Source organism: Limnobacter thiooxidans, assembly GCF_036323495.1.
GTDB classification, from domain to species: Bacteria; Pseudomonadota; Gammaproteobacteria; order Burkholderiales; family Burkholderiaceae_B; genus Limnobacter; species Limnobacter thiooxidans.
Genome location: NZ_AP028947.1, coordinates 3,186,497 through 3,211,159 on the forward strand (window position 1 = coordinate 3,186,497; position 24,663 = coordinate 3,211,159).

At 54.7% G+C, this 24,663-nt stretch carries 18 protein-coding genes; 14 read left to right on the plus strand and 4 right to left on the minus strand.

What is annotated here, in order from left to right:
* Positions 1-60: 60 nt before the first annotated feature.
* The 6 genes from mreC to RGQ30_RS14590 are packed head-to-tail and all read left to right on the plus strand — an operon-like array spanning position 61 to position 7,441.
* Positions 61-1,077, plus strand: a complete 1,017-nt coding sequence (mreC, locus tag RGQ30_RS14565; protein WP_130557539.1) for a rod shape-determining protein MreC — start codon at positions 61-63, stop codon at positions 1,075-1,077.
* Entirely contained in the window at positions 1,067-1,591 is a 525-nt protein-coding gene (gene mreD / locus RGQ30_RS14570; protein ID WP_130557538.1) for a rod shape-determining protein MreD, read from the plus strand. The genes mreC and mreD overlap by 11 nt, the downstream gene beginning before the upstream one ends.
* Entirely contained in the window at positions 1,588-3,498 is a 1,911-nt protein-coding gene (mrdA, locus tag RGQ30_RS14575; RefSeq protein ID WP_130557537.1) for a penicillin-binding protein 2, read from the plus strand. The genes mreD and mrdA overlap by 4 nt, the downstream gene beginning before the upstream one ends.
* Complete coding sequence (gene rodA, locus RGQ30_RS14580; protein ID WP_130557536.1) at positions 3,495-4,619, plus strand: rod shape-determining protein RodA; 1,125 nt, start codon at positions 3,495-3,497, stop codon at positions 4,617-4,619. Before mrdA ends, rodA begins: the two co-directional genes overlap by 4 nt.
* A gap of 27 nt (positions 4,620-4,646) precedes the next feature.
* Positions 4,647-5,507, plus strand: coding sequence for an NUDIX hydrolase (locus RGQ30_RS14585; protein ID WP_130557535.1), 861 nt, complete (start codon positions 4,647-4,649; stop codon positions 5,505-5,507).
* A gap of 2 nt (positions 5,508-5,509) precedes the next feature.
* Entirely contained in the window at positions 5,510-7,441 is a 1,932-nt protein-coding gene (locus RGQ30_RS14590; RefSeq protein WP_130557534.1) for an ATP-binding cassette domain-containing protein, read from the plus strand.
* A gap of 26 nt (positions 7,442-7,467) precedes the next feature.
* On the opposite strand, the gene RGQ30_RS14595 is transcribed toward RGQ30_RS14590, so the two are convergent.
* Both RGQ30_RS14595 and RGQ30_RS14600 read right to left on the minus strand, forming a co-directional pair.
* The gene (locus RGQ30_RS14595) at positions 7,468-8,340 is read right to left on the minus strand and encodes a hypothetical protein (RefSeq protein ID WP_298217888.1); all 873 of its coding nucleotides are present in this window, start codon (positions 8,338-8,340) and stop codon (positions 7,468-7,470) included.
* On the minus strand, positions 8,337-9,416 hold the full coding sequence (locus RGQ30_RS14600) for a phospholipase A (protein WP_130557532.1): 1,080 nt from the start codon (positions 9,414-9,416) through the stop codon (positions 8,337-8,339). The genes RGQ30_RS14595 and RGQ30_RS14600 overlap by 4 nt, the downstream gene beginning before the upstream one ends.
* A gap of 61 nt (positions 9,417-9,477) precedes the next feature.
* Between RGQ30_RS14600 and RGQ30_RS14605 the strand changes: the two genes are divergently transcribed.
* Positions 9,478-10,359: a MerR family transcriptional regulator gene (locus RGQ30_RS14605; protein ID WP_338284534.1), complete on the plus strand. Its 882-nt coding sequence runs from the start codon at positions 9,478-9,480 to the stop codon at positions 10,357-10,359.
* 7 nt (positions 10,360-10,366) lie between these two features.
* Here the strand turns inward: RGQ30_RS14605 and RGQ30_RS14610 are convergent, their stop codons facing one another.
* Together RGQ30_RS14610 and RGQ30_RS14615 are read right to left on the minus strand one after the other, a co-directional pair.
* Entirely contained in the window at positions 10,367-13,453 is a 3,087-nt protein-coding gene (locus RGQ30_RS14610) for a response regulator (protein ID WP_130557531.1), read from the minus strand.
* Positions 13,454-13,459: 6 nt separating this feature from the next.
* Positions 13,460-13,798, minus strand: a complete 339-nt coding sequence (locus tag RGQ30_RS14615) for an STAS domain-containing protein (protein WP_130557530.1) — start codon at positions 13,796-13,798, stop codon at positions 13,460-13,462.
* 244 nt (positions 13,799-14,042) lie between these two features.
* Here RGQ30_RS14615 and bcsB point away from each other — a divergent pair, with 244 nt between their 5' ends.
* The 7 genes from bcsB to bcsA are packed head-to-tail and all read left to right on the plus strand — an operon-like array spanning position 14,043 to position 24,661.
* Positions 14,043-16,277 (plus strand): cellulose biosynthesis cyclic di-GMP-binding regulatory protein BcsB, encoded by a 2,235-nt coding sequence (gene bcsB / locus RGQ30_RS14620; protein ID WP_338284535.1) that lies wholly within the window; start codon positions 14,043-14,045, stop codon positions 16,275-16,277.
* A 1-nt stretch (position 16,278) separates the two neighbouring features.
* Positions 16,279-17,424 (plus strand): cellulose synthase complex periplasmic endoglucanase BcsZ, encoded by a 1,146-nt coding sequence (gene bcsZ / locus RGQ30_RS14625; protein ID WP_130557528.1) that lies wholly within the window; start codon positions 16,279-16,281, stop codon positions 17,422-17,424.
* Positions 17,417-19,828: a cellulose synthase subunit BcsC-related outer membrane protein gene (locus RGQ30_RS14630; protein ID WP_130557527.1), complete on the plus strand. Its 2,412-nt coding sequence runs from the start codon at positions 17,417-17,419 to the stop codon at positions 19,826-19,828. Before bcsZ ends, RGQ30_RS14630 begins: the two co-directional genes overlap by 8 nt.
* Positions 19,829-21,235 (plus strand): hypothetical protein, encoded by a 1,407-nt coding sequence (locus tag RGQ30_RS14635; RefSeq protein WP_130557526.1) that lies wholly within the window; start codon positions 19,829-19,831, stop codon positions 21,233-21,235.
* Positions 21,232-21,441 carry a hypothetical protein gene (locus RGQ30_RS14640; RefSeq protein ID WP_130557525.1) on the plus strand — a complete coding sequence of 70 codons (210 nt, stop codon included), beginning with the start codon at positions 21,232-21,234 and terminating at the stop codon, positions 21,439-21,441. The genes RGQ30_RS14635 and RGQ30_RS14640 overlap by 4 nt, the downstream gene beginning before the upstream one ends.
* Positions 21,438-22,178 carry a cellulose biosynthesis protein BcsQ gene (gene bcsQ / locus RGQ30_RS14645; RefSeq protein ID WP_338284536.1) on the plus strand — a complete coding sequence of 247 codons (741 nt, stop codon included), beginning with the start codon at positions 21,438-21,440 and terminating at the stop codon, positions 22,176-22,178. Before RGQ30_RS14640 ends, bcsQ begins: the two co-directional genes overlap by 4 nt.
* Entirely contained in the window at positions 22,175-24,661 is a 2,487-nt protein-coding gene (gene bcsA, locus RGQ30_RS14650) for a UDP-forming cellulose synthase catalytic subunit (protein ID WP_130557523.1), read from the plus strand. The genes bcsQ and bcsA overlap by 4 nt, the downstream gene beginning before the upstream one ends.
* Positions 24,662-24,663: the final 2 nt, after the last annotated feature.

The following is a 24,663-nucleotide window of genomic DNA, read 5'->3' on the forward strand; positions in this document are numbered from 1 at the left end:
ACGCAACCGGTTCTAACTTTGGCTTCTCACGCAGCCTGGCGTTAAACCAGAGACAAGCCTATGGAGTACTCACCACCACCGTTGTTCAAACAAGGGCCATCCGCACGTGTGCGGCTGGCCTTCTTTGTTGCGCTTTCAGTCGGCCTGCTGTTTCTTGATGCCCGCTTTGGCGCTATGGAAGTGGTACGCAAGGTGGTGGGCACAGTGCTGTACCCGGTGCAGCGACTTGCAAGCTTTCCCCTGGAAATAGGGGAAGCAGGGCTGGAGTATGTGACTACACTGGGCTCACTAAAAACCGAGAATGAAGCCTTGCAGCTGGAAAAGCTTCAGGACAAACAACGACTTCACGAACTGCAAACGCTGAAAGTGGAGAACGAGAAACTGCGCAAGCTGATGAATGTGGGCAATACCCTGCAGGTCAAGCGCGCCATCCTCAGCGAAGTAGTCAGTGATGCGCGCGATCCGTTTTCCAGAAAAATCATCATCGGCAAGGGCTCCATTCAAGGCATTCGCGAAGGCATGCCCGTGATTGACGAACTTGGCCTGATGGGCCAGGTCACCCGGACATTTCCCAGCCGGGCGGAGGTCAGCCTGATCACCGACAAAGAGCAGATTATTCCGGTTGAAAGCCTGCGAAACGGCCTTCGTAGCGTGGCCTACGGCGGACTGGACGGTGGGCTGCTGGAATTGCGCTTTATGGCTGCCAATGCAGAAATTGAAAACAACGATCTGCTGGTCACTTCCGGCCTGGACGGGGTTTATCCACGGGGAATACCGGTCGCGCGCGTGATGCGCGTAGAGCGGAATTCCAGATACGCATTCGCCAGCATTTTTTGCGAACCGATCGCCGGCGTTGAACAGCATCGTTTCGTACTTGTTTTGGATACAGCACGGGAAACGCTGACGCCTGAGGAAGCTGCACCTGCTTCGATTGAAGGACCTCCTGCACCAACGACAGCCCCCCAAGCAACCCCAACAACAACGCCAGCAGCATCGTTAGCGCCATCTTCAGTGCCATTGGCTGCACCCGCAGGTTCAGCGACGCCCGCAGTGCAAGGGGGAAGTAATGGCAATTAACCCATTTGGGAATTCAGAGATTCTTAGGCCAGTGAACCCGTGGTTCATCCTGATTTCCTTGTCAGCTGCGCTGTTGTTCAAACTTCTTCCCCTGGATCGAAGCTGGATCACACCCGACCTGCTGGCCTTGGTGCTGGTGTTCTGGAATATCAGGCAACCCCGACGAATCGGGATTGGTGTGGCCTGGTGCTTCGGCGCAGCGGTGGATGTGCACACCGCCAGTGTGTTTGGTGAGCATGCACTGGCCTACACTTTGCTGTCCTATTTTGCGATCACAATCCACCGCCGGGTCATGTGGTTTTCACCCGTGATGCAGGCTGCTCATATTTTCCCCCTGCTTCTTGCGGCACAGGCTATTACCGTCGCAATTCGGGTCATGTTCGGAGGAATATTCCCCGGCCCCTGGATGTTTGCAGAAAGTGCGCTCACCGCCGCACTGTGGCCGCTTACCCAGTTTTTGTTGCTGGCACCTCAAAAGTTGCCTCAACACCGTGATAACGACCGCCCGATATGACCGAGTTTACTCACCCGGAACAGGCGATCAAACAGTTCAAATTCAGACTGTTCATTGCAGGCGTGTTCGTTGTGGCCTTGTTTGGTGTTCTGGTAGCACGGCTACTTTGGCTACAGGTCGTCAGCTACGAGAAATACCAGTCCAAGGCGGAAGACAACCGGGTTACGATTGTGCCGCTGGTTCCCAACCGCGGTTTGATACTGGACCGCAACGGGGTCGTGCTGGCGAACAATTACTCGGCATACACGCTTGAAATCACACCATCAAAAATTGACAAGCTTGACGAAATGATTGACCAACTGGGCAAGATTGTCGAAATTTCTGCCCTGGATCGCCGCCGCTTCAAAAAACTGCGTGCAGAATCCAAACGATTCGAATCCATCCCGATTCGAACCCGCCTGACCGACGAGGAAGTGGCACGGTTCGCCGTACAAAGTTTTCGTTTTCCCGGGGTCGAGATCAAAGCACGTCTGTTCAGACAATACCCACATGGCCCACATGCAGCCCACTTGCTGGGTTACATCGGTCGCATTTCTGCCAAAGACCAGGACCGAATCGAAGAACTGGACCAGACCAACAATTACCGAGGCACGGCCTACATTGGCAAAGACGGCCTTGAAAAGCGTTATGAAACGGAACTGCACGGTCGAACGGGATTTGAAGAGGTGGAAACCTCGGCAGGAGGCCGGGCGGTTCGTGTACTGTCCAGATCGCCGGCTGTACCCGGCAACAATCTGATGCTGTCAATCGACATTCGCCTTCAGAATGCTGCTGAGAAGGCGCTCGAAGGAAAGCGCGGCGCATTGGTGGCCATCGACCCACGCAACGGCGACATCCTCGCCATGGTCAGCGCGCCCAGCTTCGACCCCAATCTGTTTGTTGAGGGTATTGACTCCGAGAACTGGAAAGCCTTGAATGAAAGCATCGACAGGCCCTTGTTGAACCGCCCGTTGGCAGGCACCTACCCCCCGGGATCCACTTTCAAACCCTTCATGGCATTGGCAGCACTGGAAGGCGGTTTTCGTACAGCTTCTTATGGACTGAGAGACCCCGGCTATTATGATTTTGGTGGGCGTCGATTCATGGACGACAAAATTGGCGGGCATGGCGTAGTGGACATGTACAAATCAATTGCCGAGTCATGCAACACCTATTACTACATGCTGGGCAGCGACATGGGAATAGATGTGATTGCCGAGTTCATGGGTCGCTTTGGCTTTGGGTCGCGCACAGGAATTGACCTGGATGGTGAACGAACAGGTGTTTTGCCCTCTAGGGAATGGAAGACCAAGGCTTTCAAAAGACCGGAAGCGCAGCGATGGTATTCCGGAGAAACCGTCTCCGTAGCGATTGGCCAAGGTTACAACAACTACACCCCACTTCAATTGGCCCATGCCACCGCTGTATTGGCCAGCGGCGGCATGAATGCTACACCCAGGCTGGTTCGGGCTTATCAGAACCCGGTCAGCGGCCAGGTCACTGAAAAACCGCTGGAAGCATTCAAGCAACTCCAATTGCAGGAAAGGCACGTAAATTCAGTGAAGCTGGGCATGCGGGGGGCGGTACTGGAAGGAACCGCACGTGGTGTGTTCAAGGACGTGACCTATGAAGTGGCCGGCAAAACGGGTACAGCACAGGTCTTCGGTTTGAAAAAAGGCGAGACCTACAAGGACCGCGCAGCCTCCGCTGAGCGACTCCGTGACCATGGGTGGTTCATTGCCTTCTCCCCCATGGAACAACCCGAAATTGCATTCGCAGCCATCGTGGAAAACGCAGGTTTTGGCAGCCAGTCTGCAGCCCCTGCCATCAAACAGGTTCTCGACGTGTTCTGGGCCTTGAAGGCGGAAAACGCACCGCCCTCAGCCTTGCCGGACCCGACCCCTCTTGAAGAGGAGACACCTCAATGAACAGGTCCCGCCCTATTCAGCGCGAGCGCATTTGGCCTCGAGTCAAACCTTTCCTAACGGTTTTTGACCCGGTCTTGGGTTCAATCCTGCTGGCATTGGTGGTGTTTGCCTTGATCACCCAATACAGCGCGGCATTCGATTTTGAAGGGCGCTTTCTCGACCACTCCCGCAATTTGTTGATCGCCTTTGGGGTCATGTGGGTCACCGCCAACCTGAAGCCTCAATTTTTGATGCGCATCGCCGTACCTCTGTATGTCACAGGCGTCTTGTTATTGATTGCTGTGGAACTGTTTGGCGACATATCCAAAGGGGCGCAGCGTTGGCTTAACCTGGGGTTCATCAGGATCCAGCCTTCTGAAATCATGAAAATTTCCATGCCACTCATGCTGGCGTGGTTTTTTCAGCAAAGAGAAAACGTATCGGGTTGGCGAGAATTCGCAGTGGCTTCGATCATTCTGGCAATTCCCGGCATCCTGATTCTCAAGCAACCCGACTTGGGCACAGCGCTGCTGGTTTTAGGGTCCGGGTTTTTCGTGATTTTCTTTGCCGGGCTTTCCTGGAAAATTCTGGCCTGGCTAACAGCGCTGTTTCTGGCCAGCCTGCCTGTGTTCTGGACACTGATGCACGATTACCAGCGGCAGCGTGTTCTTACCCTTCTAGATCCCACACAAGACCCGCTGGGCAAAGGCTTTCACATTATTCAATCCACTGTGGCAGTGGGTTCAGGTGGGTTCTCAGGCAAGGGGTTTTTGCAGGGCACTCAAACCCATCTTGAATTCATTCCGGAACGCACCACCGACTTTATCTTTGCTGTGCTCGCCGAGGAATTTGGTCTGTTGGGTTGCCTGGTCTTGTTGACGCTTTACACCTGCCTGATTGTGCGCGGCCTGGTGATTGCCGGCAATGCACCCACCCTGTTTTCAAGGTTGATGGCTGGGGCCATGGCGCTGATCTTTTTCACCTACGCATTTGTGAATATTGGCATGGTCAGTGGCATTTTGCCTGTGGTGGGCGTCCCCCTGCCCCTGATGAGCTATGGCGGTACCGCGATGGTGACACTGGGCATGGGTGCCGGTATCTTGATGAGCATTCAAAACACCAAAAAACTGGTGCAAACTTAAGCACACCCGACTCAAGGCCCCTGCCCCATGGAAACAGCCAGCCGAGCCTGGATGGACAAAACCCTCAGCACTGCGTTTTTGCCCTTTGTGCAGCGCTGGCGCGATGAGGACAGCGAACCTGCAAGCCGGTTTTTAAAATGGATCGTCAATGGCGAACATTTTGGGCACCTGGACAAAGCGCATTTGCCAATCATTCTGCCCGCATTTAAGGATGCCGGCCTGCCACTTGAGCACACCGCGCTCGGCCTGGAATTGGTGACAGATGCAAACCAGCAGACGTTAAGTGCCGCCCTGATTTCAATTGCACAACGGCTACGCGCATTTGGTCTGGTGCCCGGCTGGCGGAATGAAGAGCAGTTGGTATTGAATCAAGGCGGGGAGCTCATTGCGCAAGCTGAAAGGGCTTTGTTCAAAACTTTGGGACTTAGAAGCCGGGCAATACACGTGCATGTTGAGAACCAGCATGGCCAGATTTGGACCGGCGTTCGTGCACACACCAAACACGAAAATCCCGGCATGCTCGACAACGTGGCTGCCGGTGGTATTGCCAGTACGGAAAGCGTTGAGCAAACGCTTTGGCGAGAACTTGACGAAGAGGCAGGGCTGAATCCAGACAGTTTCTCCTGGATTAAACCGCTGCCTCCCGGTGAACTGGTGTTAAGTCGCCCCTTGCTGTATGGTGGCTGGCATCACGAAAACGTGGTTCTTTTTCATGGCCAGTTGAAACCGGGACACCGGCCTTGCAACCGGGATGGCGAAGTGGAAGCATTCCAGTTGATGAGCCCCAAGGCTTGCATTCATGCCATCAATACGCACCAATTTACACCGGATGCCGCCCTGTGCTGCGCATTGGCCTTGAGCACGGTCAAACAAAATCAGAAGGATTAAACATGTTGTTGGGTTTAAAAGCCGCCACCTACCGAATCGGCACCACGATGCTGCTGGACCAGGTTGAATTTTCCATCGAAGAACGCGAACGCGTGGCCTTGGTCGGCCGTAACGGTACCGGGAAAAGTACCCTTTTCCGCATACTGACAGGCGAAACAACACCTGAGGATGGCCTGGTGATCAAGCAGGACGGGCTACGCATGACTTGCCTGGAACAGGCTGTACCCCAGGAACACAACGAAACGATTTTTGATGTGGTTGCACAAGGGTTCGGCACTCTGGGCAAATCGATCAGTGTCAGTCGCACCTTGGGCCCGCGCAATCACGACGAACTGACTCCCGACGAGGCAAGCTTGCTGGAAAACGCCCAAAATGAATTGAGCGAACACCACGGCTGGCACCTGGAAAGTGAAGTGGACCAAATGCTTTCGCGCATGAAGTTACCCGCCGACCTGCCCTTCGCCAAACTGTCAGGTGGTATGAAACGCAAGGTGATGCTGGCCAAAGCCATGGTGAGCAACCCGGATGTGCTGCTACTTGATGAGCCTACCAACCACCTGGACATTCCGAGCATTGAATTGCTGGAAGAGCAGATTCGCCAGTTCAAGGGCGCTGTGATTTTTGTCAGCCATGATCGCTCATTCATGCGCAAACTGGCCACACGGGTCTGTGACCTGGACCGCGGCATGCTGAAAAGCTGGTCAGGCGGCTACGAGGGTTATCTGAAAGGCAAGGCGGAATTTTTGCATGCGCAAGAAAAAGCCACGGCCTTGTTTGACAAAAAACTGGCTGAAGAAGAAGTGTGGATTCGACGCGGCATTGAAGCCCGCCGAACCCGCAACGAAGGTCGGGTTCGCGCTCTGATGGAAATGCGCAAACAGTTCTCGGACCGCCGCAATGTGGTGGGTACCGCCAAAGTACAGGTACAGGAGGCCGAGCGAAGCGGAAAGCTGGTGGCGGAAATGACCGACATCAACAAACAGCTGGGTGACTTGCAAATTCTGCGCAACTTCACCAACACGATTTTGCGTGGTGAGAAAATTGGATTCCTCGGTCCGAACGGAATTGGAAAAACCACGGCACTGCGGGTTTTGCTGGGGCAACTGCCTCCCGATTCCGGAACCGTGAAACTGGGCACCAAGCTGGAAGTTGCGTATTTTGATCAATTGCGCAGCCAATTCAACGAAGAAGACACGGCGGTAGAAATCATCGGCGCCGGCAAGGAGTTCATCACGATTGATGGTCAGGCCAAACATGTCATCGGCTATTTGCAAGACTTCCTGTTCACACCCGACCGCGCCCGCCAGCCGGTGCGAAGCCTGTCCGGAGGCGAGCGTGCCCGCCTGATTCTGGCGCAATTGTTTGCGACACCCTCGAACGTGATGGTACTGGACGAACCCACCAACGACCTGGACATTGAGACACTGGAATTGCTGGAAGAAAAGTTGATGGCCTACCAGGGCACCTTGATTCTTGTCAGTCACGATAGGGAGTTTCTGAACCAGATCGTAACCCGCTGCCTGGTGTTTGAAGGCCAGGGCGTGGTGGGCGACTATGTGGGTGGCTATGACGACTGGCTGCGCCAACGAACTACAGACCCTTGGGCCAACGTAGGCAAAGAGCGGCTTGAAAACACACCGATGAGCCCGGCGGCAACAGTTGCTGCGACCACAGTTGCGGCATCACCTCAACCTCCGGCAGCACCCGTCAAAAAAGCAAAAAAGCTGGGCTACAAAGAACAGCGCGAACTCGAAACGCTGCCCGGATTGATCGAAACACTGGAAACTGAACAGGCTGACCTGGTGAACAAGATCGGAGCACCTGATTTTTATCAGCAGGAAAGCAGCGTAGTGACCGCAGCCCAGGCACGGCTTTCAGCTTTGGAAGAAGAGCTGCAGCAGGCCTATGCACGCTGGGAAGAATTGGACGCCTGAGAAAGATCAAAGCGTTGCTGTCAAAACTAGGAACGGGGACTTGCAGGCAAGGGGGCAAGCTGCCCCTGCGGGGTCAGTTGGATGTTCAGAGAATCCCACACTTCAGTGGCTTCCTGGTACGCACCAGCCAGCTGTAAACGCATGCCATAAAACAGCCTGGATTCAGGAAGCGCATTTGGAGTGTCGGGCACCCTGGCTTGAAGCAAAGCCCTGGCTGTTTCCTCGCTGGCAATGTGAAAGCTGCCGCTGACCACTCGGCCACCAGTTAAACGTCTGACTTCCCAAGTGAAGCTTTGCCCCCATTCAAACCTGGCGGCTGGCGGCAGGGTCAGGTACTCGCCTTCAAGTGGTTCGACCCAAAAGCGCTTTCCTTTGGCATCAAACAACATCAAATTGCCTTCGCGCGGCAAATCGCCCTTAAACAAAAACTCTGGATTGCGTGTAAGCAAAAGCGAACCATCCACAGGGTAAAGCGCCTGCAAGGTGATCTCTGACTCTTGTAGCTTGTCTTTGCTGACCACGCCGCGCGGCCGGGCATACACGGCAATCCAGTGATCGATCAAATCCAGTTCGGCTGGGGCAAGCGAAAACACTTTCGGGGCGGGCCCGGTGATCAGGCGAACAGTGTCTGCAATCACTTTCAACCTTGCCGGTCCGTTAAATACGCGGCGATTGCCCGTACTCAGGACGGCCACTGAAAATCGCTGTCCTCTGGGCACATTCACCGTGTGTCCATGCAACAAGCGCTGAGTGGGCAAGGCCCGGTACTGCTGCCCTTTGAGGTTGGTCACGAGTACCTTGTCAGTGGCCGCCAGCACGAACACAACTGCATCCCCAGCTTGGGCAAGGCCGGTGAACAGTCCACACACCAACAACAGACACGACAAAACCCTTTTCAATACCAGCCCACCAAAGACAAGCCCAAACCGAGATAATCCGATCTGTAATTGTAATCAATGAGACTTTCGCCATACCCGGAGAAATACTGCAAATGTCCTCGCAAGTTGCTGGTCAACGGGAAGGCCCAGTCTAATTGCACAGCCCCCCTGGACTGGTCACCGCCGCGGAAATTATGACGGGTCAACAGCGAATATTCGTGGCCTTCGCTTTTGTGAACAAGCAGCAAGTCACCGCGGCCCATGTAATCGCTGATGTCCGGGTTGTCGTCTTCGGCCGAGTCTTCTGACAGACGAACCCAAGGACGAATCTGGACCATGGTGTTCTCGCGCTCAAAACCGACCATGCCGATGAGCCGGTTCCACGAACGGGACAAAGGCAACGCCCGGCCGTTGGATTGGTGGTTCAAACTCAAGCCCAGCAAACGGGGTTCCCAGCCGGTTGCGTCCTTGAATTCGGACCAACTTGAGCGCCAGGTGAAAATCAGCTCGGGTTCGTAATTGGTTTCACGGAAAGGCCGGGACAGTTCCTGATTGAATGTTTGCCATCGGCTGGACTGGGTGTACGCAAACCACAAGTCGCCATTGTCACCGATGATGTCTTCCATCACTTTGGTTTTCAAACTCAGCTGAAACTTGCTTTCGTTTTGATCCAGATTCTCGGAAGTGGTGGTGGTGTTGGCCGGATTGGGGCTGCTTGGCCGATTGTTCGGGGATGCGTTGTGATACACCGGCAGCAGGTAGACTGGCTTGTACGGGCTGATTGAAAACGTGCCCCGCTTGGAGGATGGAGCCAACTCCCACCGGCGGTCCAGCCAGGACAGTGTGGTTTCTTCAGCGTTTTTATAAAGCAGCAAACCGCCGTCCACCGGAGCGGCGGCCGCCGGGGCAGTGCCGTCTTTTACAACCAGGCTTCGGCCTGTGGCATCATCAAAGCAGCGCAGGCGAAGTTGGTCGTCTTCCAGAAACAGGCAGGCGCGCAATGCGCGTTCGTCCAGTGTCTTGTTGGCAATGGTTTCAGTTTGAGCCCCTGCGTTCAGACAAAACAGGCTCAAGGTCAAAAGGATGAATTTGTTCATGATTGCGTGCTGCGAGAAGCGTGACTGGCTAGATACTCTCACATTTGGTTACAATTCCTAAATGGTTTCATTCCGCTTTAAAAAATCGTCGGCAAACAAAGACACTTCGCCCAGTGGGCCCGGTCGCGAGTTCACCATTGACGAACTGGCCCGCACGGCCAACACCACGGTTCGCAATGTGCGCGCCTACCAGGACAGGGGGCTGCTGGCACCACCAGAGAAACGTGGCCGAGTGGGCTTCTACAATGAGGACCACCTTTCACGCCTGAAACTGGTGGGCCAAATGCTGGGCCGTGGCTATACCCTGAACAACATTCAGGAAATGCTGGATGCGATCGACAAAGGCTACGACCTTCGGCAACTGCTGGGTTTAACGCACGCCATCACCAGCCCGTGGACCGATGAAATTCCGAAAAACTTCAATCCGGTTCATTTGGCCACCATGTTCGGGACCAATCTCAGCAGGGGCGCCTTGGCCAAAACCATTGAACTGGGTTTGCTGGAACCTGACGGCCTGCGCTACCGCGCACCCAGTCCGAAAATTCTGCATGCTGGCGCGGAAATGGCTAGTGAGGGCATTCCCCTGCTGGACTTGCTCGAATTGATCGATTCCCTGCGGGGGCACCTGGAAAGTTTTTGTGACCAAGCGGTGTCACTGTTCGTCAAGGAACTGGACCAGTATGGCGATAACCTTCCACCCAAGGAAGAGTTGCCGAGGTTGGCTCAGCTGATCTGGAAAATACGGCCTTTGGCCATGACTGCAATTGAGTCTGAGGTGTCTCGGGCGCTTCAAAAATCGGCAAGCAAATTCGTCAATGACCGCATTGTCGGCTTGATTGACAAGATGGCCGAGGAAATGCCAAACACCTTGGGCCAACAAGCCGAATCCTGGGTGCCCCCTCCCGAATCAACCGAGTCCCAGGACAAAGACAAAAAATCTTGACCCGTGGTCAGAGCAAAACCAGCAGCCGATTGGATGATTGTGTAGACCTGTAGGCGAAGCGCCTTGACACGGCCCTTATCAGGGCTAGCCCCATACCGCCCTCGGGCAGCTCGCTCAGGCTGAAATCCTGCTGAAACGATTCAACATTGCGCATGTTGTCCAGCACTGCCGCCGGTATTCTGCTGCCATGGTCTTCGACCAGCACTGCGATGCCGTGTTGAAATGCAGCCACGATCAAACCCAAAGGCGCCGGCTGCAGGTCTTTGAAGCCGTGCACCATGACATTGGTCATGGCTTCAGACACCACCAGGTCAGCGTTGTAGCAAAGGTCCTCGGCATACGCCAGCCCCTCGACAAAGGTACGAACCGCTTCACTCATACGCCCGATATTCAAGGTATCAGCAACCACGCTGAAAGCCAGGCTATCGAGGTATTGCCCCAGGTCCAGGGGTGGGTTGTCTGCTGAAAACTCGTCATCTGCCGATTGACCCAAAGCACGGACTTCCCGAAGCAAGGTTCTGAGTTGCTCATCAGAAAACGTGCAAAGCACTGGCTCGAAACTTTCCCGCCATTGAATTCCCAGCAAGGCGAGATCGCCGGATGGCATTTGAGTTTGGCGGGAAGGTGATAGCAGGCGCGAAAACTCTTTGCCCAAGACATTGGGCCCTTGTTCATCCACCAGAATGTCATTGGCCCAAGCGTTGAAGTCAGAAATTCCGAATGCTTCGGAACAATCCTGCGAATAGAAGAAAAGCCTGCTACCGGGGCGAATGACGTCCTGATAGACCACGTGGCCTTTTCTCAACTCACCCGGATTCAGCTTGGGGAGTACAACATGCAGGGGCGAGAGTCCAGGCTGGGCAAGCACCATGGACCAGGCGCCGATACCGGCCACCAGCAAGGTACCTTGATCCAGGTTCATCAATCCGTAAAGCAGATCAAACTCTGGCGCTGCATCATCCAGCGCAGGAGAGATGCTGGACAATTGAGCGAGTACCTGCTCGGGACTGGCGAGGTAACGGCGAACCTTCGCGCTGGTTTCCTCAACAGGAAACAGCACGCGCGTGGCACGGGCCATTGAAAACCAGCGCGCAAGGGCCATGGTTTGAAGGGCAGTGGCCGTGTCTTCCCCCGGCATCGAAATCATGAAAAAGCCATGTTCGTTGCTTTGGGTTTGCAACAGGCCCATCTGCTTTCCACACACATAACCCTTGGGTTGATACAGTGTTTGAACTGCGCAGGGCCAGGGTTCAACCCGGCTCTTGGGTAACAACGCGCGTTGAATTCTTGATACTTCACGCATGTCACGCTGCAGGGCTTCATACAATTGGCTGAGCTCGGTGTGCCTGCGCTCTAACCCAGTGTGAAGGTCAGCGATCCGTTCCGCTGTTTTGAGACGAACCTTGAGCTCACTGGGGTTGACCGGCTTGGTCATGAAGTCGTCTGCGCCCACCCGCAGGCTGTGCAACAAATCATCGCGAGAAGCGTAACCGGTGATCATGATGATGTAGGTATAGGCGTTGCCCCGTTGAGCACTCACCTGCTCGCAAAGCTCGATTCCGCTCATGCCGGGCATGTCCCAGTCTGTAAGTACAAAATCGGGCTGTTCGCTCTCGATCAAGGCCAGCGCATCGTGGCCATTTTTGGCGGAATGCACCTTGTAGCCCCAACTGTTGAGCATGGCCTCAAAGATACGCAGAAAACTGCGCGAGTCGTCCACAATCACAATGGACTTGGCGGCGGACAAGGGAATTGGACTCAATTCACCGCTCGATTGATTGCCCTGCACACCTTGCAAGCGAAATACAGGCTCAGGTAACTGTCGATCAACGTCTGTGTGTACATGTTGATCCAGCAAACCCGGCCGGGGCGCAATCATCAGGATGGAAACATCGTCCTCAAACCCTTTTTGCTGTACGACCGGGCCTCCCCACTTCTCCACAGTCCAGCGGATACATTCAGGCAAATCTGCACAACGCCCAAGTCGAACCTGCTCTGTTATGCACTGGAGAAGCCGCTCTTCCCCAAATGATTCAGCGCTGGAGGACAACACCTCTGTAACTCCATCAGAGTAGAGAACAAGGGCTTCATCCTCGCCGAGTGTCAGCTCGATGTCTTCAAAATCATCAAAGTCGAATAGACCAACCGGGTACCCTCCTTGACCCAATACCTGAACACCGCCCTGGCCTGTCAACAAGATGGGCGAAGGGTGCCCAGCCTGGCAAAGGGAAATCTGACGTGTTGCGGTGTTGAAGATGCCGTAAATCATGGTGAAATACGACAGGTCCGACTCGGTTTGCTGGAAAAGTCGATTCAGCCGGGCCACCACATCCCTGGGACGGGAAACCGCACGGATGCCATCTGCACCAACCGAACTTTCCAGTACGAGGCTTGAGCTGGAGTTGTCAGCAAACATTTGTACCAGTTGCATCGACTTCACGGCGGCCGGAATACCATGCCCCGACACATCCAGCAGATAAAAGCCATACACATCAGGCTGCAGTTCGAAAACATGCAAATGGTCGCCGGAAACATATTTCGACGGTACAGACAACCACTGATAATTCAAGCCGGCAAAGGGACTTTCGGGTTCGGGAAGGTAACTGCGTTGGAGGCTGGACACTGCCCTGAGGTCTTGAGCAATCACATCGTGAGCCCGAGAGAGCTCGTCGGTTTTGCGGGCCAGCTGGGCCTGCAACTCAATTCGACGAACAGCCGATTGGAGACGGGCTTCAAGTTCACTGCCATCAACCGGCTTGGCGAGCACGTCGTCTGCACCAGCGTCGAGTGCCTTGATCAGGAACTCCTCATCATTCTGGGCTGACATCAAGATGATGTAGGTATATTGCCCCAGATTCAGGTTGCGCAGGGTCAGACACAATTCCGTACCTTGCATTTCCGGCATTTGCCAATCGGCCAGCACCAACTGGATTTTCTTTTGCTGAATCAGCTCAATGGCCTGTTGTCCGCTTTCCGCGAATTCCACCGGGTAACCCCACTTGGCCACCATGTGGACAAACAGGTTGCGCTCGACCACCGAATCATCAACTACCAGAATTCGAGGCAGGGATTTACCAGGGTCATTGGCCTGCACGCTGTCTCAGGCCTGCTGAAAAAAGGCGATTGCTTTGGGCATGTCGTCCAGCAAAGAAAACTGACGATCCATGCGAGACAACTCGAACATCATTCGAACTGATTTGTTCATGCCAATCAATGTCAATTTACCCTGGTTGTTGCTGATGTTTTTGAGCAAGGCGACCAGCGATCCGAGACCACCAGAATCGACCAGCTTCACGGCAGAAATATCAAGGGCGAATTTTTTACTGGTTTCTAACTTTGAAACCACAGCGTTCCGTATGATTGTGCCCACGGCGCTGTCGAGACGGACCGCTTCGACCTTCAATACAAACACATCGCCGATGTCTTCTGTTGAAACCATTTAACCCACCCTAAACTTATAGATCTCTCACACAAAAAGTGCGACTTTTACGACACTTTATTTAATAATTGATCAAATAAAGCGCTATGACTGGAGCATATACAAAACCTTGGTATAGCGTGACAATGAATGTGGAATAATTCCCACAAGAAACAGAAAAACCCGCAAACGGGTTTACTCAAGTTTGCAACTCAAAGTTCATGTACCCCTTATCTTATTACCAAGCCCAGCGATGATCCAATATATGAAACACACTTTATCAATTGCCATTTGCGTGTTTTGTTTGACGGGTCACGCCCAGCTGCCCGTGCCACCGGTCCAACAGACCCAAGCCGCACGCGCGGAAAGTGCGGGTACCGAGAAGCAGCGAACGCTGACTTTTTCAGAAATGGGGCAATCTCGCGGTGTCCGTCTCACGGGTACAAACCGTTTGATCGATTTGAATTCGGGTATTCGCTTGGACGAATTGGTGACGCGGGCCAGCCTGAACCTGAAGGTTCTTTACCCGCAGGGCATGCGGCACGACCAGTCATTCATTCGCGTGTATGTGAACGACCAGTTGTCTGCGTTGAGCCAACTCAGCGCAAGCCGGGCAGGTATCAGCCACAACATGACGCTTGAACTGGACCCCACGCTGTTTTCCGATTTCGCAACCATCCGGATCGAATACGACGGCACCTATGACACCGAGTGTGTGGACCCAGGCAATCCGACTCTGCGTGTGGACATTCGACCTGAAAGCACCCTGACGATTGTCTCCACGCCTCTAAACCTGGTGAACGACCTGGCTCTGTTGCCGGCGCCATTTTTTGATCCCCGGGACAATCGAAAACTGAAACTTCCACTGGTGTTGCCCGCTAAACGCAGCGACACCAACCTGAAAGCTGCGGGCATTCTGGCGTCGTGGATGGGAGCTCAGGCGTTTTATCGTCAGGCTGAATTCGATCTGCTGGACAATGCTTCACCCACACGCCACACCATCATATTAACCACGGGCGAAAACATGCCGCAGGGCATGGACAAGACGCAGATTGAGGGACCAAGCCTGATGATTGTCGGGTCGCAAGACAACCCTTCGATCAAACACCTGTACGTGATGGGTCGCACCGAGGACGAGTTGCTGCAGGCTGTTTATGGCTTGGTGATTGAGGGCCAGGTGCTCAGTGGTCAAAAAGCACTGGTCAAGAAAGTGGAACTGGGTGCACCCCGCAAGCCTTATGATGCACCACGCTATGTACCCACCGACAGGCCAGTTCGCTTTGGTGAACTGATTGATTTTCCGGGACAACTCGAGGTCAGTGCCGACAAACCGCGCGCGGCACTGAACCTTCGCCTGCCACCAGACTTGTTCAGTTGGGCGGGTCGCAACATACCGATGGATTTGAAGTACCGTTACACCGCCCCGTCGCGCTGGAACGACTCTTTGTTGAACATTGAAATCAACAACGCATTGATTCAGTCGTTCAGGCTGGCGCCGCGTTCGGAACAAGTGCAAAACAAGATCAACATCGACCTGCTCGGCCAGGCTGAACTAAGCAGTGAAGAGTCACTTCAAATTCCGGCGTTCCGCGTGGGGGGTAACAATGAACTGGCCTTCGGATTTGGCTTCATGGCTGAAGGGGGCGGTGCCTGCACTCGGGTATCACAAGTCGCGCGGGGTTCGATTGATCCGGAATCTACACTGGACTTTTCGAACCTGCCGCACTACACCCGCATGCCCAATTTAACGGCTTTTGCCAACGGCGGTTATCCCTTCAGCATCATGGCCGACTTGTCCGACACAGCCATTGTGTTGCCGACAAACCCGACTGCACTTGAAACACGTTCATTCCTTAATGTGATGGGACTCTTCGGTCAATGGACAGGGCTGCCCGCGACACGCACAACGCTGATCGTGTCGGACAAACCCGAGGGAATCGGCAGCAAAAACTGGTTGGCACTGGGTACCAGCGATCGGCTGGGCTGGTTGAATGAGGCCAACATGAACCTGCCTATGGTGTTGAACAATACCGAGCGCAGTATGGGCTTGCCGCCTGCATTTCAATGGCTGAAGGGCCTTTGGCAGAGTGACAATGAGCTGCAACCAGGCAGCGACACGCGCGCACTGATTCAAACAGCAGGTTCACTCGGAGCCATCGTGGGATTTGAATCGCACCTACAAGCAAAAAAGGCCGGGCTGGTTGTCACCGGTACTGATCAGGACAGCTTTGAGCGCGCAGTGGCCGCCTTGTCCAGCTACAGCGATGTGGCGAAGATCAAGGGCAGCGTCAGCCTGATTCGTGGCAACGACATTCAAAGTTACAGCCTGGGCAGCACCTACATCAGTGGGGCTTTGCCATGGTGGTTAAGATTGAGGATTGCTTTCTCCGAATACCCGGCATTGATCGCTGTGGGCGGTGCACTGGCCGGCGTTGTTCTGGCCATACTGGCTTTTGGCTGGTTGTCCAGCCGGGCCAACAGACGCACCAAGGGGGTTTGATTTGAACCATTGGCGGACCAAGGTAACCAGGCTGGGCATGGTGCTTGTATTGGCAATTGGCACTGCAAGCTGCAGTACTGCTCACTCCTGGCCAGCATGGGAAGGATTTAAAACTGCATTCCTGAGCGAGGATGGCCGGGTAATCGACCGCAGCCAGGCAGATCTGCGTACCGTGTCCGAGGGCCAGTCTTATGGCCTGTTTTTTGCCTTGGTGGCACAAGACCGGGTCGCATTCGATGCCATCCTGAAATGGACAGAAAACAACCTCAGCGGCGGTGATCTTGGCAAACAACTGCCCGCCTGGATTTGGGGCAAGCAGGGCGAAAACTGGGGCGTGATCGACACCACCAGCGCATCAGATGCAGACCTTTGGATTGCCTACAGTCTTCTGGAAGCCAGCAGGGTTTGGTGTCATGCACCCTATGCAGACAAGGCACGCGCCTTGGGCAACCTGATTCTGGACAAGGAAAGCGTGGAAGTCAGCGGGCTGGGCTTGAGCGTGCTGCCCGGGAACAACGGCTTTGTTCAAAGCAATGGCACCGTGAAACTGAACCCAAGCTACCTGCCCCCGTTCATGATGGCAAGGTTTGCGAATGCGTGGGCCGATGATGCGCGTTGGGCGCATGTCTACCTGGCCAGCCAGCGCCTGTTACTTGACAGCGGCCGAACCGGTGCTTATCCCGACTGGGTGCACTACAACAACGGGCAACTGAGTTTGCCCGAAGATGAACAACGCGGGGACTACGATGCCATTCGTACCTACATGTGGATCGGCATGACTAGTGCAGGTGACCCAATCACCCAGCCGCTCCTAAAACAACTGTCGCCCACGGTGGCCTTGCTGCTGAAGCGACAAAACATGCCGGAATGGTTTGAACCCTTGAATGGAAAAGTGTCTGCTGAGCGTGGGCCAGCAGGCTTTCAGGTGGCCATGGCCCCTTTTCTCGAGGCCTCCGGAACACCAGACCTTGCCAAAAAATTCGCAGCCTTCAGCTTGAAGAAAAACGACAAAAAAGCGTGGCTTGAATATGGCTATTACAACGGCGCACTCAGCCTTTTCGGGCAAGGGTACACAGACCGGCTCTACCGATTCAATGCCTTGGGCGAACTGATGCCAAAGGGCAAAGAGGTGAAGTCCTGTGGCTAAGGCGAGAACCTTCAATTGGCGTTCACGTGCCTTGGCCCTGGCCATCCGTGGCTGTTTTGCGACCAGTACAGCGACCTTCTTTGCACTACCTGCACTGGCTGCAGTGGACGCACAGCAATCGAATGTCCGGGCACTCAGCGACAAAGGGATTTATTGGTACGAGCGATTTCGTTTCGACCTGGCGGTTCAATCATTCAACAAGGTACTGCTGATTGACCCTGCCAATGCGTCTGCATTACGCTGGCAAGGCCTGATCGACCTGGCACGTGGTGATGTTCAAGCTGCCAATGTGTGGTTGGGTAAATTGCAGATCACGCATGGCAACCACCCGTTTGCCATTGAATTGCAGCAGGCCATCACCCTGGCCGGTGAAAAAAGGCAGCAGCTCGCCGAGTTACGTTATCTTGCAGACAGCGAAAAGGCGCCCGCCGACTTGCCAAAAAAATTGCAAGCGCTGCTGCCGCAACCACCCTTGGGTGATGCTGCCGTACAAATCTACAAATTGATGGGTCGCACTCCCGAAGGCCGAGCCAAAGCACGTCCAATCGCGCTTGAACTTGCCCGCCGTTTCCCGGAAGACAAACGTTACAAAGCCTTGCTGGCTGATTTGGGAGCCGCTTCAGCCCAGCCAGTGGGCAACAGTTTGCAGATCACGCGCAATTCTCCAGCCAGCGCACCCCGAGGCGCTGCGACTGCAGCAAAGCCGGCGGACATCGCGACACAGGATGCCCCTGCTACAGTACCCACCGCCCCTGTACCTGACGCTGCGCCAGAATTGTCTGCCTTTGAACAAGGGCAGCAACTGGCAGACCAGGCGCAGAGACTGATTGATGCAGGCGACAAAACCGCAGCAGCCAGAAACCTTCAACAAGCAGTGGACCTTAATCCGACCTACCCTTGGTTTCGCTACGACCTGGCGACCTTGCTGGATGACCAGGGCGACGCGGAAAGCAAGCAAAGCGCCAGAAAAATCATGGACGAAGGCTTGAGTCAAAACAAGGGTCAGGAAATGCGTTTTGCCTCAGCTTTGCTGGCAGCGCGCCAAGACCGCGGGATGGACGCATTGGCCTTGATGAATGCTGTGCCAAAAACCGAATGGACCGAGGGCATGAGCGCGCTTGAAAAACGCGTCAGCTACGGCCAGTACCTGAATTCATTGCGCACCCTTCAGCAGGAAAGTCAATTCAATGCCATAGCCACGGCATTGGGAAGCGCACCCCGCTGGCGTGCCGAGCCGGAAGTTCAAGACATTGAGCAGAGCCTTCGCAGAAAGCAGCAGGTTCGTGTTCGCATGTCCTATGAAAACGCATTGATCGACGGAGATGAAGGCGTTTCAAAAATCAACTCAAACGAAATTCCCCTGCAAATCGACCTGCCGCTGGACTTCGAGAAAACACTGTTTGTTCGTGCCGACACCTTGAATGCGAATTCAGGCCGCGTCAACCTCGCCACAACCACCAACTTTGCGAAACTGGGAACCACCATTCCCACTGACCCAGCCATTGCCAATGAGCGGTTGGACCAGAATTTCAAAGGTCACGTGCTGGGCGTGGGCGTACAAACTGACCAATACCGTATTGACTTGGGCACTACGGTTGGCGACTATCCGGTGAATGACTGGGTAGGCGGACTTCAATGGCGTACAAACCTCGGAAACGGTTCGCTGAGGCTGGAACTGGCCCGTCGCATGGTCAACGGCAGCGCACTGTCCACCACGGGTGCAATTGATCCACTGACTGGCGAACGCTGGGGTGGCGCGAGAAGAAACGGGGTCAGTGCTGTGTATTACGAGGCGCTCAGCCCAACGCTGGATTTTGTCGGCATTGCCCGGGCCAACCTGATCACAGGCGAAAACATTCCGGACAACACCGAGTTCAATTTGCAAGGCATCGTCGGTAAAACCGTGTTTCAGCGACCAGGGCACCGGGTTGAAGTGGGTGCCTCCCTGTTCCTTTGGTCGTTTGAGAAAAACCTGCGTTTTTACACCTTTGGTCAGGGTGGATATTACAGCCCACAGGCTTTTGGATCCTTGTCCTTCCCCGTTACTTGGACAGGCAATGTCAATGGCTGGTCCTGGCAAATGCAGGCCAGAATTGGCGCCAGCGAATCGCGGGAAGACGACGCTAACCTTTACCCATTGAACCCGGAACTGGCGGCAGCCGCTGCGGCGCAGGGCAATGCCACCATTGAAACGGGTGGCCCCGGTGGTGGCACCAGTACCGGTTTGCGCCTGGCACTCGAACGGCAGGTGCTGAACAATTTTGTGCTGGGGGGTTATTTCGAGATAGATCGCTCAGAAGGTTACAACCCCGACAGATTACAGCTGTACCTGAAATATTCATTTGGGGACTTTTTTGAACTGAGTGTGCCGCCCGAAGGCGTTGCACCTTATTCGAGGTTCTGAATGATTGACATGCCCACGCCCGGAGCCTATGTCGTGCGCGCGCCTCAGGCAGCCAGCTTTGCGCACAGCCTGGTGCAGCACTGGCTGGATTCCCAAGGTGAGACTCCATTCAAGTCCTGTTTGTGGCTGACAGCAAGCCCCCAGACTGTGGTGCGCAACCTGCTGGAACCCTATTTGCTCAAACGCAGTCAGGCACCGAAAGGACTGGATGTGGTTTCTGTGAGAAACCTGTGGGCCAAAGGCCATGCGACACACGGTATTCGACAGCTTTGTCGGTCGCTGGACACGCTCTGTGTGCTGCAACCCGCACTGGTTATTGTTGAACATGCAGAACTGTGGTTTAACGACAGCGACGAGCCCTTGGCCCGGCGCAGCCCCTTGGCCCAAATGCGGCTGTTGAACAAATGGGCCGTGCATGCAAAGGCTCACGTTGTCACGCCGGTGCAGGGTGACTTGCCGGAATGGAGTACTTTCGCGGACGGATTGGCCGATGTCAGCAACAGGGGAGAATTTGAATTTCGCCCTTGGTGGCCAACCCAGTGGGGATTGCAGACCAACCTCTGGAACGACAACAGCCAGTTCTCGCAGCTACCACTGCATCAGGTACTGGACAGCCGCCTGTTTGGCAACCTGAAAAGCCTGGCCCAAGCGTGCCACCACCTGCGATATGGCGAAGCCGTGCAACAAGGCATCCACATTCAGGCCCACGGTGAAATCAATTCGCAGAATGCATCGACACTGTTGCGAATGGGAGCCGATTCCGTGTGGGCCAACAAGGAAAACATTCAAACCTGGCTGGGCGTTCGGGCAGACCAGATTCACCATGCCCAACCCGGTGAGTTGCCCACACTACTGCACGAAGCGGGTTTTGCACGCGATTTGCATGAGGTATTCATGCCAGGTCTGTTGACGGTTGTGGCCAATCCGACATTCGCAGTGCACGGCTTGATGATGCTCGAACTTGCCAAGCGCTGGTCCATGCATTGCACCATCACACGTCTGTCACTGATGCGCCACATGACCGCGCAAACCGCACTTCGCCTGGCCAACTGGTCCAAGGCCACCTGTGTTTTCACCGCAACACGCGAAGCGATCTACGTGCTTAAAATATGGGCCACCGAGCCCGATGAAGTCGCCTATCGCAACTGGCTGGATTCATGCTTCCGGGAAAATCTCGATGTGCTATTCAGCGGCGACATCCAGTTCATCGGTGAAGAAACGCAAGCTGACCTGCTTGCAGACCTGCAAGAAGAACTTGAACCCCTCTCGGTCGAAGACTTGATGGGCGAAGACCTGAACGAAGCAGCCAAGCTGGCAGAGTTGTGGCATGGGGGGCCAGAGGGGCAGAATCATGAACGCCCCTGGATGCAACGTTTGAACAAGATGATGAAAGGAAAAACACAATGATCGTCTTGGCACTGATTGCAAGTGGTTTGTTGCTGGGCATTTTGCTCACTATTTTGCTGGTTGGCAAAATGATGAAAAATCCCGCCACGCGGATCTGGTTGAGCGACTGGGTCAACTGGAGCAACAATCAATTGCCCGAAGATTGTTACCAGTTGGTGCGGCATGGCAAATGGATTGCCAGCCCCAGCGAAAAAGAGGACACATGATCATCATCGCATTGGTATCGCCAACCGGCGGAGCAGGACGAACCAGCCTGGCCAGCGCGGCTGCTACCCAGTTAAGTATGCTGGGCAGGCCCGTAACCCTGATACAAGCCGACCTGGTCAACAACATCGAGTTTCAGCTGGGTTTTTCTGAAAGTAGCCCGCGAGGCCTGGGTCATGTGCTTCTGCAAGGCGATTCACTGGACAGCGTACTCAAACCAATCAGCACCGGTTTTCAATTGCTGCCCTTCGGGCGAATCACAGTGGCCCAACAGCTGGGCATTGACCGGATACTGATGGAGCAGCCAGACCGCTTAGTCAAGCTTTTGCAGCAAGACCAGTTCAGCGATAACTCGGTGGTCATTGTGGACCTGCCTCGCTGGCCAAGCCCTTGGTGCCATGCGGTGATGGCCTTGTCAGACCTGAATCTGGTGACCTTGATTCCCGATTCAGGCGCCATTCTGGGCATTGATGGCCTGCTGCCGCATTTGCTTGAAAGTCGGGGCGCTTCGTATTTTCTGATGAATCGCTTTGACTCCTCGAAAGTGCTGCATCTTGATTTGTGGACACTGTGCAAAATGAAGTTGAGCCACCGCCTGCTGCCGTTTTACCTGCACGAAGACCAAGCCTTGGCAGAAAGCATTGCAGCGGGAACCCCCCTGGCCGAATACGCACCGCGTTCGCAACTTGTGGATGACCAGCAAAAGTTGTGCAACTGGATTGATTCGGAGATCGGATGAGCACCTCCTCGAACTGGATCAACCGGCTTGAACGCCTGCTCGACCTGCGTGAAATGCCCCAGCTGAGCACCAGGCTTCGATTGCTGCGGCTGTTTCAGGCACTCTGGTTGCGCCCCAACAGCTTGAACAGCACGCTGGCCAGTTCGAAAGCACGGGGCAGCCACGGAGTTTTCTATGTGTCGTTCCGCATTCTGCTCGTGGCTGTTCAGGATTTGTTAAGCCCAGTGGCCGTGTTGTTCAGGTTCACTGTACAGCGCCCTTTCAAGCTGCTTCAATTCGCCTTGGGGCGTGCCACCGATCGCGTGGTGAAATCGGTCAGGCTGGAACACCGGATAGAACAAGCCAGTGGCCTGCTTACCCAAGCCAGGCCAGTTCGTTGGGCCCTGGGTTTGAGCGCACTGACGTTGTTTCTGTTCACGGCGCAGGCCTCGCTTCCACTGGCCGGGCAGTGGGTTTTCATTCTGGTGTGTTATCTCTTTGCCATGCTGTTCAAGCGCATGCCTGAACGATTTGCAAACCTGTGCCTGATGGCCCTGACCATGCTGCTGTTGGCGCGCTACGTGTTCTGGCGATTTACAAGCTCGCTGGACCTGGAAAGTGGCATGGAAATGTTTTTGGGTTACACACTAGTGGCGGCAGAAGCCTACACCTGGGTCATCCTGATTTTCGGTTTCATTCAAACCGCCTGGCCCCTGAAACGCAAGCCCATGCCACTGGAATTGAACCTGAACGACTGGCCCACAGTGGATGTGTTCATTCCCAGCTACAACGAACCATTGTCGGTGGTGCGGCCTACCGTGTACGCCGCCAAGGGGCTTGACTGGCCACTGGAAAAAATCACGGTGTACATTCTGGACGATGGTCACCGCCCCGCCTTTGAAGAATTTGCCCGCCAGGCCGGCGTGGAATACATTTCGCGGCCCGACAATTCACACGCCAAGGCCGGCAACATCAACTACGCCTTGAAGCACACCCACGGGCAGTACATTGCCATTTTTGACTGCGACCACATTCCCACCCGCTCTTTTTTACAAACCAGCATGGGCTGGTTCAGCCGCGACCCCAAGTGCGTGCTGGTGCAAACGCCCCACCACTTTTTCTCGGCCGACCCTTTCGAGCGCAACTTCAATTCCTTCCGGCAAATGCCCAACGAAGGCTCGCTGTTTTATGGCTTGATTCAAGACGGCAACGACTACTGGAACGCCTCCTTTTTCTGCGGCAGCTGCGCAGTCATTGAGCGCAAAGCCTTGCTGGAAGTGGGTGGCATTGCCGTAGAAACCGTGACCGAAGACGCACACACGGCGTTGAAACTTCACGCACTGGGTTACAACAGCGTGTACCTGAACAACATTCAGGCTGCCGGCCTGGCAACTGAAACCTTGTCGGGGCACATTGGCCAGCGAATTCGCTGGGCACGCGGCATGGCGCAGATCTTCCGAACCGACAATCCGATGTTCAAGAAAGGATTGAACCTGTTCCAGCGTATTTGCTATTCCAACGCGATGCTGCATTTTTTCTACGGTATTCCCCGCATGATTTTTCTGATCATGCCCATGGCCTACCTGTTCTTTGAACAACACCTGATCAATGCCGCGGCGGTGACCATTCTCAGTTACGCCCTGCCGCAACTGATGATTTCCAGTTACACCAACTCGGTCATACAGGGCAAATACCGGCGGTCTTTCTGGTCCGAGGTCTATGAAACCGTGCTGTCCTGGTACATCATCCTGCCAACCACGCTGGCCTTCATCAACCCCAAGCTGGGCAAGTTCAACGTGACGTCCAAAGGCGGCTTGATCGAGAAAAGCTATTTCGATGCCAACATTGCAAAACCCTATCTGATCCTGTTGTTGATCAACCTGATCGGCTTCGTGGTGGGGCTGTTCCGGCTGTTTGTCTTCAACACCCATGAAACTGGCACTGTTGTCATGAACCTGTTGTGGTGTGGCTTTAACCTGGCCATTCTGGGTGCTGCAGTGGGTGTGGCCACCGAGTCCATTCAAAAGCATGTTCACCACCGCGTGCGCATGGTGATGCCGGCATTCCTCAAACTGCCCGGTGGCTACACAGTCAGTTGTTACACCGAAGAATACTCGGCGGCTGGGCTTACCCTGGCCGTTGAAGACACGTCAGGCATCAATGAATTCAGCCAGGTGCAGGTCGGCTTGCACCGTGGCGATCGGGAATTCCTGTTTCCTGCGAAAATTCATTTCACTGAAAACAACAGGGTGGAGGCCCTGTTCACCAACCTGACCCCGGAACAGGAAACCCAGTTGATCCAGTGCACCTTCGGCCGTGCCGATGCCTGGCTGAACTGGCAGGAAGACCAGACTCGGGATCGGGCGCTGGGTGGCCTCAAGGATGTATTCCTGAAAGGCATGATCGGCTATGTCCGGTTGTTCGCCTGGATCAAGGACGGCACCGTACAGTTGGGCAACCGCCTGATGGGCAACAAGGCCCAGAACGAGAAGTGGGAGAACTAGGG

Bases quoted from the DNA above. Each gene is read 5' to 3' on its own strand.
- mreC (WP_130557539.1), top strand. From the start codon at position 61: ATGGAGTACTCACCACCACCGTTGTTCAAACAAGGGCCATCCGCACGT.
- mreD (WP_130557538.1), top strand. From the start codon at position 1,067: ATGGCAATTAACCCATTTGGGAATTCAGAGATTCTTAGGCCAGTGAAC.
- mrdA (WP_130557537.1), top strand. From the start codon at position 1,588: ATGACCGAGTTTACTCACCCGGAACAGGCGATCAAACAGTTCAAATTC.
- rodA (WP_130557536.1), top strand. From the start codon at position 3,495: ATGAACAGGTCCCGCCCTATTCAGCGCGAGCGCATTTGGCCTCGAGTC.
- RGQ30_RS14585 (WP_130557535.1), top strand. From the start codon at position 4,647: ATGGAAACAGCCAGCCGAGCCTGGATGGACAAAACCCTCAGCACTGCG.
- RGQ30_RS14590 (WP_130557534.1), top strand. From the start codon at position 5,510: ATGTTGTTGGGTTTAAAAGCCGCCACCTACCGAATCGGCACCACGATG.
- RGQ30_RS14600 (WP_130557532.1), bottom strand. From the start codon at position 9,416: ATGAACAAATTCATCCTTTTGACCTTGAGCCTGTTTTGTCTGAACGCA.
- RGQ30_RS14605 (WP_338284534.1), top strand. From the start codon at position 9,478: ATGGTTTCATTCCGCTTTAAAAAATCGTCGGCAAACAAAGACACTTCG.
- RGQ30_RS14615 (WP_130557530.1), bottom strand. From the start codon at position 13,798: ATGGTTTCAACAGAAGACATCGGCGATGTGTTTGTATTGAAGGTCGAA.
- bcsB (WP_338284535.1), top strand. From the start codon at position 14,043: ATGAAACACACTTTATCAATTGCCATTTGCGTGTTTTGTTTGACGGGT.
- RGQ30_RS14635 (WP_130557526.1), top strand. From the start codon at position 19,829: ATGATTGACATGCCCACGCCCGGAGCCTATGTCGTGCGCGCGCCTCAG.
- RGQ30_RS14640 (WP_130557525.1), top strand. From the start codon at position 21,232: ATGATCGTCTTGGCACTGATTGCAAGTGGTTTGTTGCTGGGCATTTTG.
- bcsQ (WP_338284536.1), top strand. From the start codon at position 21,438: ATGATCATCATCGCATTGGTATCGCCAACCGGCGGAGCAGGACGAACC.
- bcsA (WP_130557523.1), top strand. From the start codon at position 22,175: ATGAGCACCTCCTCGAACTGGATCAACCGGCTTGAACGCCTGCTCGAC.